12 protein-coding genes are annotated in these 14462 nt (G+C 55.5%); 10 read left to right on the forward strand and 2 right to left on the reverse strand.

Annotated features, from left to right (window positions below):
• On the forward strand, positions 1–1474 hold a 1474-nt coding region (locus tag AAAC48_RS21470), incomplete at its 5' end, for an oligosaccharide flippase family protein (RefSeq protein ID WP_340656138.1).
• A 37-nt stretch (positions 1475–1511) separates the two neighbouring features.
• Positions 1512–2495 carry a glycosyltransferase family A protein gene (locus tag AAAC48_RS21475; protein ID WP_340656139.1) on the forward strand — a complete coding sequence of 328 codons (984 nt, stop codon included), beginning with the start codon at positions 1512–1514 and terminating at the stop codon, positions 2493–2495.
• A gap of 6 nt (positions 2496–2501) precedes the next feature.
• On the opposite strand, the gene AAAC48_RS21480 is transcribed toward AAAC48_RS21475, so the two are convergent.
• Entirely contained in the window at positions 2502–3722 is a 1221-nt protein-coding gene (locus AAAC48_RS21480) for a polysaccharide pyruvyl transferase family protein (RefSeq protein ID WP_340656140.1), read from the reverse strand.
• A gap of 291 nt (positions 3723–4013) precedes the next feature.
• Between AAAC48_RS21480 and AAAC48_RS21485 the strand changes: the two genes are divergently transcribed.
• From AAAC48_RS21485 to AAAC48_RS21505, 5 genes are all read left to right on the forward strand, one after another.
• The gene (locus tag AAAC48_RS21485; RefSeq protein ID WP_340656141.1) at positions 4014–5210 is read left to right on the forward strand and encodes a glycosyltransferase family 4 protein; all 1197 of its coding nucleotides are present in this window, start codon (positions 4014–4016) and stop codon (positions 5208–5210) included.
• A gap of 133 nt (positions 5211–5343) precedes the next feature.
• Positions 5344–6714: a glutamate-1-semialdehyde 2,1-aminomutase gene (locus tag AAAC48_RS21490; protein WP_340656142.1), complete on the forward strand. Its 1371-nt coding sequence runs from the start codon at positions 5344–5346 to the stop codon at positions 6712–6714.
• On the forward strand, positions 6707–8047 hold the full coding sequence (locus AAAC48_RS21495; RefSeq protein WP_340656143.1) for a DUF4038 domain-containing protein: 1341 nt from the start codon (positions 6707–6709) through the stop codon (positions 8045–8047). The genes AAAC48_RS21490 and AAAC48_RS21495 overlap by 8 nt, the downstream gene beginning before the upstream one ends.
• A 167-nt stretch (positions 8048–8214) precedes the next feature.
• On the forward strand, positions 8215–9285 hold the full coding sequence (locus AAAC48_RS21500; RefSeq protein WP_340656144.1) for an NAD(P)-dependent oxidoreductase: 1071 nt from the start codon (positions 8215–8217) through the stop codon (positions 9283–9285).
• Positions 9286–9307: 22 nt separating this feature from the next.
• Positions 9308–10630: a DUF4910 domain-containing protein gene (locus AAAC48_RS21505; protein WP_340656149.1), complete on the forward strand. Its 1323-nt coding sequence runs from the start codon at positions 9308–9310 to the stop codon at positions 10628–10630.
• Between the two features lie 2 nt (positions 10631–10632).
• Here the strand turns inward: AAAC48_RS21505 and rfbC are convergent, their stop codons facing one another.
• The gene (rfbC, locus tag AAAC48_RS21510) at positions 10633–11172 is read right to left on the reverse strand and encodes a dTDP-4-dehydrorhamnose 3,5-epimerase (RefSeq protein ID WP_340656145.1); all 540 of its coding nucleotides are present in this window, start codon (positions 11170–11172) and stop codon (positions 10633–10635) included.
• 348 nt (positions 11173–11520) lie between these two features.
• On the opposite strand from rfbC, the gene AAAC48_RS21515 reads away from it, so the two are divergent.
• The 3 genes from AAAC48_RS21515 to AAAC48_RS21525 are packed head-to-tail and all read left to right on the forward strand — an operon-like array spanning position 11521 to position 14281.
• Positions 11521–12816 (forward strand): class I SAM-dependent methyltransferase, encoded by a 1296-nt coding sequence (locus tag AAAC48_RS21515; RefSeq protein ID WP_340656146.1) that lies wholly within the window; start codon positions 11521–11523, stop codon positions 12814–12816.
• Complete coding sequence (locus AAAC48_RS21520) at positions 12813–13625, forward strand: sugar phosphate nucleotidyltransferase (protein ID WP_340656147.1); 813 nt, start codon at positions 12813–12815, stop codon at positions 13623–13625. Before AAAC48_RS21515 ends, AAAC48_RS21520 begins: the two co-directional genes overlap by 4 nt.
• Positions 13622–14281 carry a PIG-L deacetylase family protein gene (locus AAAC48_RS21525; RefSeq protein WP_340656148.1) on the forward strand — a complete coding sequence of 220 codons (660 nt, stop codon included), beginning with the start codon at positions 13622–13624 and terminating at the stop codon, positions 14279–14281. The genes AAAC48_RS21520 and AAAC48_RS21525 overlap by 4 nt, the downstream gene beginning before the upstream one ends.
• Positions 14282–14462 lie beyond the last annotated feature (181 nt).

Here is a 14462-nt window from a genome sequence, read left to right on the forward strand (position 1 = left end):
CGTGGGGACTGTTCGCCGGGCATTTTTTATGGCCGCCTTGGAGCAATATTCGCAGGTATTCGTCAGTTTGGCGATGATTGCAATTCTGTCTCGCTTGCTGAGCAGTACGGAAATCGGTATTGCAGTCATTGGTCTCGGTATCGGTACAATTGCATTCAATTTTAGGGAATTCGTAACGTCGGAATATCTCATCCAACGGGACAATGTTTCTCGAGAAGATGTTCGGACGGCCTTTACCCTTATATTCGGGTTTTCCGTCCTCATCTGCTCCTTTCTGTCAATATTGGCGCCCTGGCTTGCAACGTTCTATGCCCAGCCCAATCTGGATATGTTCATCTATATTCTGGCCATATCCGGTGTCATAGATGCGTCGGTGAGTACCATCGCGGCCCTGTTGCGCCGCGACATGGAATTCGGAACGCTAACGCGCATCAATGCGCTCGGCAGCATTACCAATGCCGTTGTGACAGTGCTCCTGGCATGGCTCGACTTCGGCTATATGAGCTTCGCTTGGGGAACCTTTGCCTCGGCATCGGTCAGAATGGCACTCGGTTTCCATGCCAGACCGATTTTCTGGATGTACTATCCCTGTCTGTCAGGCTGGCGTGCGTTCTTCGTATTTGGTGGGTACAAAGGCGCGTCCACTGTCCTTGATCGCACCTATGAGGCACTCCCGCAGCTTGTGCTCGGTCGCTTTATGCCCCTTACCGCCGTCGGCCTCTTCAACCGCGCCAATCTGGTCTGCGGCCTTCCAGACAAGTTCTTGCTCTCAGCCATCTTCTCGGTGGCATTTCCTGCTTTCGCCGCTGAGGTCAGGGCGCAGCGAAGCGTGAAAGAAGCTTATTTGACGATTATCAGTTACATCACCGCCCTCTATTGGCCAGCGCTCATCGTTCTTGCAATCCTGGCATATCCGATCGTTCACGTCGCGCTCGGGCAAGCTTGGGATGAGGCCGTTCCGCTCGTGCAGATCCTTTCAATCGCCGCCATATTCTGGTTTCCCAACATCCTGACCTTTCCGGTATTGGTGGCGCTCGGCGCCAACAGGGAGGCGTTCGAGGCGAATTTCATCGGGCGTGGGCTCTCGACGATCGTCATCTGTACTGCGAGCTTTTTCGGATTATACCCGTTGGTGCTGAGCCAGTTCATCGTTCAGCCGTTCCAGATGATCATTTCGCTCATATATGTTCGCCGGCACGCGCCATTCGCCTGGCAGGAGCTGTTGGCGATCCTTTACAAGAGCGCTCTCGTGACCTTGGGGGCTATTCTGGGACCGCTTGCGGTACTTGGCGCTCATGGCTTCCGGTTCGATTTGTCAATCGCATTGGCCGTGGTGGCGAGTGTGCTCTCCGCGATTGGGTGGCTCGCAGCCTTGGCCCTAACCAAACATCCATTCCTCGAAGAACTGATCAAGATTGCCGAGCACTTCATGCCACGACTCCTGTCAAGCAAGCATGGAGTTGCGGCTGAATGATCACCAGGAAATCTTCAACATTTCAAAGGTGGCTGCAATGAAGTCGGTCGACGTCGTCATACCGAACTACAATTACGGCCGCTATCTGCGCCATTGCGTCAGCAGCGTTCTCAGTCAGAACATCGACAAGCTGCGTATTCTCATCATCGACAATGCTTCAGCGGACGACAGCCAACAGATCGCTCGGGACCTGGCGGCATCGGATTCTCGCGTGGAGCTGCTGCTGCGAGAAAAGAACCGTGGACCGCACCAATCGTTCAATGACGGAATTGATTGGGCGCAGTCCGATTACTTCCTTATCCTCTGTTCGGACGACTATCTGGCACCCGGAGCCTTGGAACATGCCGTGGACCTCATGGAAAGCCATCCGGAGGTTCACCTGACCTATGGCGCGTCGCGCTTTCTTAGAACGGAAGAAGTGCTTGAAAACGCATGTTCAACCGAGCGCCCACGCTGGACGATCAAGGACGGCCCCACATTCCTGCAGGACATCAGCCGAAGCGGCCGGAATATTATCAGCGGCCCGACCGTTATTGTCCGGACTTCCGTTCAGAAGCAGGTGGGGCATTACAATCCGAAATTGACTCACACGGACGATCTCGAAATGTGGCTGCGCTTTACGCTTTGGGGATCGATTGCGGCAACTGACACCGTGCAGGCGGTCGCGCGGGTTCATCAGTTCAACCAGTCGGCAACTGTCGGGAATCTTCGCCAATGGAGCATTGAGTTCGAAGCAGCCTACCGCTCATTTTTCAACGGCGCCGGTGCAGATTTAGACAATGCGGATAACTTGTTGCGGCTCGCCCGGCGTGCGCTAAGCGACCGGGCCTACTGGTCTGCCATTTCGCTGCTATGCCGCGGCGAGCGCGGGTGGCGAGATCTGCTAGTGCACGCGGTGCGTCTGCGTCCCGTCGCAGCGCTCCTCCCGCCTGTCAGCTATCTCGTGCATCGGTCGGATGCTTCATCTCTCGCCAAAGCGAGCCTCTCTGCGCTGACAAGACGTATCGCAAAGACAGCATAGTGTGGATCAGGAGTGTCGTTTTGCTTTGGCGAGCGGGCTAATAACGCGGTCGAGCAGAAGTTCTTCCTGTTCTGAAAGCTTTTTCTGAAACGATCCGTTTGACTTCGCAATTTGCAGCCGGACCGCGTCGATGTCGCCCAACATCTGTTTTGTCTGGCGTTTAAGTGCCTCAACATCGAAGGTCTCGATGTGCTGGCAGTAATGAGCTTGTTCAAATTGTGCCAGAAGGTAATCATTCTTCTGGTTATAGCTCAGAGAAATAGTCGGACGACCGAGCTTCAGTGCGCACACTACGTTGTGGTAGCGAGAGACGACAACCATGTCGGTTTGTCCGATTTCGTCCATTAGTTCTTGCAGCGAATGTCCGTGACCGATCGTGATGCGGTCTGAGGCAAAGGCCGATCCTGAAGCTGCGATTTTCGCAAGAACATCGTCTACCGCCTTCCAGTCTCGCAGGTCACCCGTTAGCAAACGGACGTCGTGGCCCTCTTCGACCAACCAACAAATGAAGGAGCTAAGTTTACCAATATAGGTCTGGTAGATGGTCTCGCCGCCGGCATTTACCTTCGACCATCCATGGTAATCCATTATGCCGACGCCGACCGTCGTGCGCGTCAAATCCCTTGCAGGGGCTGAAGCCGGTGCGGGAAGCCGAAACGCGATGTCGGGATAGCGCGGATCGCGACTGACATCGAGCCCCACACCCTTCATGTACTCACGCGAGAAATCGTCGCGAAAGGATCGGTATTGGGCCATACGCGCAGCGGACGTAAGGAACCATCGGCTCAATGGATGCTCGATGGGGCCGGCACCTATGCTGACAAAGGCAACGCGCGCATTACGCAGTCGCGCCGCCAGGCACCACCTGAAAACCACGAAGGGCCAGCCGAAAGCCGTTTCCTGAAAATCGTCCAGAATACCGGTGCCTGGAATGATCAGCAGATCCGCTCCTCGCAATCCGGTCAACACGCTAAGAAGACTTGCCATCCTGCGGGGAACATCGGCGAAGACCTTGTTGATGCGATTGAACCATCGCCCCTTTGCCACGAAACCGCCAATGCTGATCGCCGCTACGTTGTATTTTTCGGTGACGGCTTTTGGATTGGAACAGATGCACAAAAGCTCGGCATCGGGTTTGGACGCACGCAGAAAATCCAGCATCGCTTCGAGCGAGCCATCATTGCCGGTATTGCCACTGCCAAACTGACCCAATAAGCCGATCTTCATTCAAGCCCCACAATCGCTCTTTATTCGGACCGCTAACGGTATTGTTTCCGAGCATAGCCACTCTTGCTCGGGCCTGAAGTGCTTGCCGGCGCGAGTCATTGGACGTTGTTGTCCGAATGATCTTGTCGCCCGGCGGCGAAAAACAACACATGGCTAATGGAATATCGGCAACAACCGAATGACTGGGGTGTTCCACCAAAAGGCTGCACCATTCACCCTTCACGGCACATTCTGTTCCACAGCCTTCTCGCACTATGATTGTGCAGGGAAATTCTGTCGGGATCGAGATTCATGAAGTTCGCTTATTTTGTGCGTCCCCATATTGGCGGCACCTATTCGGTGTTCAAACAATTGCGCGAAGGACTTGCGGCTTACGGGATCGAAGTGTGCTGGCTTTCAATGGGGCAAAGCGAAACACTGAGCGACCCTGAGTGGTTTCCCGAATTTGCGCTTGGGACCGCTGTGAAAACGGATGGCCTGCAAACGGAAAAGGATCAGGCGAAGGAGCTCGCCGTCGCGGTGCAATCCGGTGGGTATGATGGCGTGTTCATCAATGTCCTCAGTGACAGGATACAAACCAATATCGCCCGTTATCTGCCCGAGAAAATCCTTCGCATCATGATCGTGCACAACATTACAGCCGGGACTTACGCCGCAGCCTCCTCCGTCAGGGATCACGTCCATGCGGCGGTTGGCGTCTCGGAACGTATTCGCAGCGACCTTGTCGAGACGCTGGGGTTCACCAAGGATCGAACCTTTGCCATTCCGCACGCAGCCGATACGCGATCGTCACGAAACCTCGAAAGGATTCCGCGCACAGGGGAACCGTTGCGGGTCGTTTTCCTTGGACGCATTGAAGATGCCTCCAAAGGAGTGTTTTGGCTCCCTGACATTCTGGACAGACTGGATAGTTCGATCCACTTGACTGTCGCCGGCGATGGCCCGGACCTGCCGGCATTGAAATTGAAACTCGCAAGGCACGCAGGACGGGTAAATTTACTGGGTGCAGTCCATCCCAAGGAAGTGCACAGGATGCTGGTTCGGCAGGATGTGCTCATTATGCCCTCGCGGTTTGAGGGGTTTGGGCTGACGCTGACGGAGGCCATGGCGGTTGGGTGCATTCCGGTTGTCTCCCGCATCCGCGGTGTCACGGACATGATCGTCGATGACGGCCTAAACGGCTTCCTATTTTCGATCGGCAATGCCCAGGAGGCTGCACGTCTTATTTCAGGAGTTGCAGCAAATCCAGGGGCCGCACGACTGCTTTCGAGCGCGGCGCGGCACAAGGCTGAGAACGATTTCACGATTGATGCGATGGCGCAGCGATATTTCAATGTGATCAGGCAGCTTGACGAGAAAAGGCCGGCCATTGCTCAGCCTCTCGATCTCGATCACTGGTCGCTGCCAAAGGGACTGCGTTCCGGGTTGCGGACATTCATCCCAACGCCGATCAAGAACTGGCTAAGAGTCATGCGGGAGCGAATCTAACTTACGTCTTTTGATGCCTGCGGATGACTGAATTGCCGAAGTGAAATTCTGTGATTAGCCAGTCATATTCCATGATAGAGGTCAAAGTGCCGTCGTGGCACCTGGCCAATGTTTTCAAAACGGGGCTTGGCAAATGGCGTCATCGATCAGGAACTTTGAAAAGTCGAACCAGCTTCGCGCGCTGGCGCATCATCTCATTCCAGGTGGCGCTCACACCTATGCCAAGGGTGACGACCAATACCCCGTGTTGTCGCCAGGATTCATTGCAAAGGGACTTGGCAGTCACGTCTGGGACGTCGACGGCAATGAGTACATCGAATACGGTATGGGAAACCGTGCCGTTGGGTTAGGCCATGCCTATCCACGCGTGCTTGAGGCAGCGATGCGCCAGCTGCAGCTCGGCTGCAACTTTACACGGCCCGCCGATATCGAAGTGGAATGTGCCGAGACGTTTCTTGAGACCATCACCAGTGCGGAGATGGTGAAATTCTGCAAGGATGGATCAGATGCGACGTCAGGCGCCGTGCGACTTGCACGTGCCGCAACGGGACGCGATATGATCGCCCGCTGCGGCGATCACCCATTTTTCTCGACCGATGATTGGTTCATTGGCGACACCGTAATGAATGCCGGCATCCCGGAAACGGTGCAAAAACTAACTGTCGATTTTCAATACAACAACATCGAAAGCGTGCGCGCCCTCTTTAACCGCTTTCCGGGGAGGATCGCTTGTCTGATCCTTGAACCGTCGCGCGGGGACGATCCAGAGAACAACTTTCTTCATGAGGCGCGCGATCTCTGCCATCGGAACGGTGCTTTGTTCGTCCTGGACGAAATGATCACGGGTTTTCGCTGGCACCGAGGCGGCGCCCAGCAGTTTTATCGTATCGAGCCGGACCTTTCCTGCTTTGGCAAAGCGCTAGGCAACGGTTTCTCAGTCTCGGCGCTGGCGGGCAAGCGCGAGCATATGAAGCTTGGCGGCCTGGAACAGACTGACAGCCCTCGTGTCTTCCTCTTGTCGACCACGCACGGTGCCGAGACCCATGCTTTGGCCGCGTCAATCGCAACGATGCGCGTCTATCGAAATGAGCCAGTCGTCGAGCATCTGTACAATCAAGGTCAGGCCCTGCGGGTCGGCATTGCGCAGGTCGCGACACGTCATGGGCTAGGTGCATTCGTGCAGGCGACAGGCCGTGCGTGCTGTCTGGCGTATACGACGCTTGACCAGGACAGAGTACAATCCCAGGCCTTCCGGACACTGTTCCTGCAGGAAACCATCAAGCGCGGCGTGTTGATGCCTTCGCTTGTCGTCAGCTACACCCATAACGACGAGGACGTCGCCCGAACGATCGAGGCTGTCGATGGAGCACTTGGTGTCTATAAGCAGGCACTCGAGAATGGTGTTGGCAACTACCTCGTTGGCCGGCCGTCGCAAGTCGTTTTCCGGCGCTTCAACTCGCAAGTTACTCCAGTCCGCAATCTGGAATTGGCTGCGCATGGCTGATTTCATCCGGAAATGCCTTTGCCAGTTGTTTCTGGTAATGGTGATTCTGTATTCATTTGCCGCCAATGCACAGCAGACAGTGTTTCCGCTGCGCGTTGCAGAAAATCATCGCTATCTTGAAGATGCAGCGGGTCGGCCTTTTCTCATAACCGGTGACACCGCATGGTCTTTGATCGGCGACCTCTCGAGAGAGGATGCCGAAAAATATCTTGCCGATCGTCAGCGGCGCGGCTTCAATACGATCCTCGTCAATCTGATCGAACACCGTTTCAGCCGCAACGCGCCGCGCAACTTCTACAAACGTGCTCCGTTTGATGTGAATGCTGCTTTCTCGAAGCCCAACGATGCTTATTTCGATGATGCCGACTGGATCTTGCAGCGAGCCCGTGAACGAGGCTTCCTGGTACTGCTGACCCCAGCCTACATGGGGGTGAATGGCGAAGGCGAAGGCTGGTTTAAGGAAATGACCGCAGCTGGACCTGACGCGGTCAAGTCCTATGGCCGATATCTCGGCCAGCGCCTCCAGAAATACAACAACATCATCTGGGTCCAGGGTGGTGACTTCGACCCGCCCGACAGGGTTCTAGCGAACGCGCTTGCCGAGGGTATCGCCGAGACGGACCCGGATGCGCTCCAGACTTTTCATGCCAGCCGCGATACGGATGTCGCACTGAACTGGAAAGGCGCCCCATGGCTTGACCTCGATACGATCTATACATACGGCGACGTAGCTGCAAAATCGCTCCTTCGCTACATCAAAGGGCCGGTGAGCCCATTCTTCCTGATCGAGGGCATCTATGAGGGGGAGCAGGGAGCAACGGAGCAAACCGTCCGCAGCATCGCCTATAGCGCAATCCTGTCCGGCGCGTGCGGCCAGATCGTCGGCAACAATCCCATATGGCATTTCTACGGGCCCGGCGTGCGCGAGCAATTCATGAGCTGGCCCGAAGCCTTGTCCAGCCGGGGTTCACAAAGCATGACGCATCTCAAGGAATTCTTTAACGGTATCGATTGGTGGAAGCTTGAACCGGAACAGGGCAAACTGCTTGTGGCGCAGGATGAGACTGCGCAAGGCTATGCGATTGGCAGCCGATCGCCCGATGGGAGTTTGGCAGTGATCTACCTCTTCGGCAGGCACAGTGTCGAGCTCAACAAGAATGCGCTCTCGCCATCTTTAACGGGAGCACGCTGGTTTGACCCAGCCTCCGGCAAATATACCGTAGCGGTCCAGAAAAAAGCTGATCAGGTCGACACGGTTAAATTCGAAACACCCCGGAAACGCAATTCTGCCGATAATGTGGATTGGGTACTTGTACTGGCCGGCGCCAGTTAGGGCAGCAGGCATTGGCAACAAAGTCAGATCGGGCAAAAGGCGTAGCACATCTGCCGAAGGTTTAGTCCTATTGCCGTCCCGATCCTCCGAACTCCTCTCTCGCCGTCAAACCCGCCCGGAAGTACCGTCTCACCAGCTAGATAAACATTGCAGAAGGACAGGTAGCAATGAAAGTACTCGTGACGGGACATCGTGGTTATATTGGATCGGTCATGGTGCCCTTCCTGATGAAGGCAGGGCATGAGGTTCACGGTTACGACGCCGAGCTCTATCGCAGCTGCTCCTATGCGCCTGGTGGCTCCATCAAGGAGATTCCGGCGCTATGCAAGGACGTGCGCGATGTCGAGGTTAACGACCTCAAGGGCTTCGACGCGGTCATCCATTTGGCCGCTCTTTCGAATGATCCGCTGAGCAATCTCAATCCGGACATCACCTATGAGATCAACCACCGGGGCAGTGTCAACTTCGCCAAAACTGCCAAGGCGGCTGGTGTACCCCGTTTCCTCTTTGCCTCATCCTGCAGCAATTACGGCAAGTCTGGCGAAGGCATGATCGACGAGACCGGCGAACTCAATCCGGTTACGGCCTATGGATGTTCCAAGGTTCTCGCCGAGCGGGATATTGCGGAGCTTGCCGACGATCGTTTCACGCCAACATATCTGCGCCCAGCCACTGCCTATGGCCTGTCTCCGATGCTGCGCTTTGATATCGTCTTGAACAATCTGGTCGCCTGGGCAGTCACCGAAGGCGTCATCATGCTCAAATCCGACGGCTCACCGTGGCGGCCGATCGTCCACATCGAAGATATCTCACGGGCGTTCCTCGCTGCAATGGAAGCGCCAAAAGACAAGGTACACAACGAAGCCTTCAATGTCGGCCAATCCGCGCACAATTATCGCATTCGGGAAATCGCCGAGATCGTGGCACAGGTCGTTCCCGGTTGCCGGCTGGAATTTGCCGAGGACGCCGGACCTGATACCCGGTCCTATCGCGTCAGCTTCGAAAAGATTGCCCGGGTGCTCCCGGCCTTCAAACCGGTCTGGGACGCACGCGCTGGTGCTGAACAGCTTCACGCGGCCTATGTGAGCGCGGGATTGACGTTGCAGGAGTTCGAAGGACCCCGCTACCAGCGCATCAGCCATATCCGGAAATCTCTCGATGAAGGTACGCTCAACAGCAACCTGCGCCGTGTTCCGTCATCGACCCGGCACCCGGCCCTGGCTGACGCCGTTATATGACAGCAACGCCATGAACAGCTTTATGGTCTCGTTCGATACAATCAGATCGGCCGCCGACGCGGAAGTGGATGTGGGGATACGCATCTACGCGCTGGCGGCCCGCCTCTTTCCGATCTGCCGAAGCATAACCGGGGACGGGGTGCGTGAAACGCTGCACGTTCTCGCTCAGCAGATCGATCTGACACAGCGCGAAGTACCCACGGGGATGCAGGTGCTGGATTGGACCGTGCCGCAGGAGTGGAATATCCGCGACGCTTATATCAAAAACGGTGCGGGCCGGAAGGTCGTCGATTTCGCTGACCACAATTTGCATGTTCTTGGCTACAGCATGGCCGTGCATCGAACGATGCCACTCAGCGAGCTTAAATCCCATATCTACACCCTACCGGAGCAGCCGGATCTCATACCCTACAGAACCTCATACTATAGCGAACAATGGGGCTTCTGCATGGCGCATAACGCACTGCTTGAGCTGGAGGACGGTGAGTACGAAGTCCTGATCGATGCTGAAAAGAGCGATGGGCATCTGACCTATGGTGAATATTTCCACAAGGGCCAGTCGGACAGAGACGTATTGCTTTCCGCGCACATTTGCCATCCGTCACTTGCCAATGACAATTGCTCCGGTCTGGCGTTGCTCGCGTGCCTGGCCAGGGCCATGCGCTCGCGCAAGACCCGCTACAATTACAGGTTTCTCTTTGCGCCAGGTACGATCGGCGCGCTCACCTGGCTCGCATCCAACGAGGACAAGATTTCTCGAATTGACCATGGGTTGATCGTCTCCTGTGTCGGTGACGGCGGCGGACCAAATTACAAACGCAGCCGCCGCGGCAATGCGGTCATCGACCAGGCAATGCAGTACGTCCTGGGTTTGGAAGGGCGTCGGGGAACCATCCAGGATTTCAGTCCCTATGGCTATGACGAACGCCAATATTGTTCGCCTGGCTTTGACCTTCCCGTCGGGCTTTTCCAGCGCAGTGCTTTCGGTACCTTTCCGCAATACCATACTTCGGCAGATAATCTGGATTTCATCTCGCCGGAAAATTTGGCTTCGTCCTACCGGATGATCATGGAAGTGATCGATGTCCTCGAGATGAACTGGACACCGGTGAACCTTTTCCCGAAAGGCGAACCCCAACTCGGTCGCCGCGGGCTTTATTCAGCTCTCGGCGGCGACAAGGCGGCAGGGGAAACTGCGATGGGCTATCTTTGGGTTCTTAATCTGGCTGACGGCAACCATTCGCTGCTCGATATAGCACAGCGGTCCGGGATGTCGTTCCGCGACATTGCCCGCGCTGCAAAGTTGCTGCTCGCAAACGGTCTCCTTGCCGAAGCCGAATCGTAAAATCAGGTCTCGGCAGTATCCAACAACGGCCACGCACGATCCTTGGCCGACAATACAGTCGGCTCTGCCGGCCAGTCTATCGCGAATGCCGGATCGTCCCATCTCACACCAGTTGATGCTTGCGGATTGTAGAATTCAGAGATGAGGTAGGAAACCACCGCGTCATCACGCAATGTCTGGAACCCATGGGCGAACCCCTTGGGAATGTAGAGTTGACGATTATTGCTGTCCGACAATTCGTAGGCGGCCCAGCGCCTGTAATTCGGTGAATGCGGACGCAAGTCGATGATGACGTCCATTATCGCGCCCCTGATGCAGGAGACCACCTTTACCTCGGCGTGCGGCGCTGTCTGAAAATGCATACCGCGCAAAGTGTGCTTATTCACGGAATGCGAGACACTGTGCTGGACGAACGTCGTTTCGAGGCCATGTTCCTGGTACTCGTTGACGCAAAAGGTGCGAGCAAAGGATCCACGCTCGTCGGACGTGGGAAGTGTCTCGATCAGCCAGGCGCCATTTAGTTCCGTTTCCGTAAATCTCATCCTGCCTCGCCTCGTGCTCTGCCGTATCCAGCCCCGTTTGGAGCCCCGTGATTTTGTCAAACTCGTTGGCAAAGGGAAACTCACAATAAGGGGTAGCCAAAAACGGCAAAAATCCAGCGCCGACATTGTTGTTGTGCCTGCAAAACGATGTTGCGGCGGCTCACGCGCACTCCGTTTGATGGACAAACCACGATGACGTTCCACCGTTCGGATGAGGCGACTGATCGCATTGTCATATCGCCCGCAAGGACCAGACGCCGTACCTTCGTTGCCATGGGATGAAGATCAGTCCTGCGCCAGAATTCATTCTGGGCGGCTGACTGTGTTTAGTGGATCAGGAGCGAAGGTATGAACATTCAAACCAGTACTCTTTTGTTGGCAAACCGCCCGAGCGACAAAGTCCATCATTGTCGCCTGTGCGGCACTGGTTTGAAGCACACGTTCATTGATCTTGGAATGTCGCCCCCTTGCGAGAGCTTCGTTCCGCGCGAACAGATCGACTCCATGGAGCCATATTATCCTCTCCACGTTTTCGTTTGTGAACAATGCCTGCTTGTGCAGCTGAACGAATATGTCAGCCCGCAGGCCATTTTCGAGGAATATGCGTACTTCTCCTCTTATTCGACGAGCTGGGTCGCACATGCACAAAAATATTGCCATCAAATGGCGCGCCAGCTGGAACTCAATCGCGACAGCCTCGTGGTCGAACTGGCTAGCAATGACGGATATCTGCTGCAGCATTTCATCCCGCTCAATGTTCCTGTGCTCGGCGTTGAACCGGCCGCCAATGTCGCGAAGGTCGCTATAGAGAAGGGCGTCCCGACCCGGGTCGAATTCTTTGGCGAGAAATATGCGCAGGAACTCATTGATGAAGGGCTGCGCGCCGACCTGATCGTCGGTAATAATGTCCTGGCGCAGGTTCCGGATCTCAATGATTTCGTCGCTGGCATGAAACTTCTGTTGAAGCCAGAAGGCGTAATCACCCTCGAGTTTCCCCACATCGAGAAACTGATCGCGGAGAACCAGTTCGATACGATCTATCACGAACACTTCTCCTATTTCTCACTGCTGACGATCCAGCACATGGCCAAAAAGCATGGCTTGAAAGTCATCGATGTGGAGGAGTTGGTGACACATGGTGGATCGCTACGCGTTCATCTTTCGCATCAGACCAGCGCACGGCCGATTCAACCTAACGTAGCGCGGGTATTGAACAACGAGATCAAAGCTGGCCTCGACAAGATCACCGTCTACACTTCATTCGTCGAGCGCGCCCGCAAAGTGAAACGCGAACTGCTTTCCTTCCTTATTGCGGCGAAGGAAGCCGGCAAGACCATCTGCGGTTACGGTGCACCCGGTAAAGGCAATACGCTGCTCAACTACTGTGGTGTTGGAACAGATTTCCTCGACTTCACCGTAGACCGCAATCCCTACAAGCACGGCCGTTATACCCCAGGGATGCACATTCCGATTGAACCGGTCGAAGCCATCGATCTGATGAAGCCCGACTACATTCTGATCCTGCCCTGGAATCTCAAGGACGAGATCGTTGCGCAGATGCGCCATGTCCAGGAATGGGGCGCAAAATTCGTTGTCCCCATTCCGGGCGTCAGCATCATCGACCCGAAGGAGCTGAAGCCATGAAAGTCGTTCTGTTTTGCGGCGGAATGGGCACCCGCATCCGTGAATATTCGGAGAACGTTCCCAAGCCGATGATTCCGCTGGGGTCACAGCCGATCCTCCGTCATGTGATGCAATATTATGCCGACTACGGGCACGACGATTTCATCCTGTGCCTTGGCTACAAGGCAAATGTCGTCAAGGACTTCTTCCTTAACTGCCGGCCGCAGACATTTTCGGATTGCGTCGTCACGGGCGATGGCAATGTAGAGGTATTGGGGGAATCCCAGAAGGATTGGCGCATTTCGCTCATCGACACCGGAATCTGGCGTAACATTGGCGAACGGCTCTGGGCCGTGCGCGACCAGGTCCGCAATGAAAAGATATTCCTCGCCAACTATAGCGACGGTCTGAGCAATGTCGACCTTGACGACATGATCGAAAAATTTGAGGCGAGCGGCAAGATTGCTTGCTTCCTGGCAGTGCGTCCGCCGCTCACCTACCATCTCGCCGACATTGCCGAAGATGGCCGCGTTCGCGAGTTCCGCTCATCCGACCGCTCCGATATCTGGATCAATGGCGGCTATTTCCTGTTCCGCGGCGAGATCTTCGACTACATGCGGGAAACAGAGGAGCTCGTTCTGGAGCCCTTCACGCGGCTGATCGCCGATGACATGCTCATGGCCTACAAGCATGAAGGCTTCTGGCGTTCAATGGATACGCTTCGCGACTGGCAAGCGCTGCAGGAAATGGTCGAACGGGGAGAGATGCCCTGGACCGTCCATGGCTCGGTAAAGGACGGTGCCAATATCCGCATGGTCAAGGCGCTATGAGGCAATTGCCTTTGGCGAAACGCGGAGAACGTCTCTCCGTCCTTTGTCTCGGCGCCCATTCGGATGACATCGAAATCGGCGCCGGCGGAACAATGCTGCGTCTCATATCCGAAGGGGTGCTGCTTGATGTTCACTGGTGCGTGCTGAGTGCACCGGGCGTCCGCGCCCGTGAGGCGAGCGATTCGGCTCTTGCCTTCCTCGATGGTGCAGCTTCCCACAAAATTGAGCTCGCCGAATTCGAGGATAGTTACTTTCCCAGCCAGACCCGTGAGATCAAGCAATGGCTGACTGCACTGCGCGACCGAATATCACCCGACGTGATTTTCACCCATGCCCGCGATGACGCCCATCAGGACCACCGCGAAGTTAACCGGCTGACGACCAATATTTTCCGTAACCATCTTGTCCTCGAATATGAGATTCCGAAGTGGGACGGCGACCTGTCGCAGCACAATACCTATGTTCCGCTTACCACGGCCATCATGGATCGCAAGGTTGAGCTTCTGCTCAAACATTTCGGTACGCAGCGATCCAAGGACTGGTTTGACGAATTGACCTTCAAAGGCCTTGCCCGCTTGCGCGGCATGGAGTGCCGCGCGGAGGAGCGCTTTGCCGAAGCGTTCACAAGCAGGAAGCTCGCCCTGGCGATCGGGTGATCCCAGGAAAGACTCGAAATATCCGCCCATCCCCAATTTCGCGAATCAGCTGCAATGGTCCCAGATTCAGCTTGAGATGGGTCGGTGCACGCCAGAATCCGTACTATATTCAAGTATAACCACGTCCCTATGTGCTTAGTCCAAGGGCAGATGCACGGATATAGAATTAAACGAACGAGCT

Origin of the sequence: Phyllobacterium sp. (assembly GCF_037994405.1) — a bacterium.
In the GTDB taxonomy this organism is placed as follows: Bacteria; Pseudomonadota; Alphaproteobacteria; order Rhizobiales; family Rhizobiaceae; genus Phyllobacterium.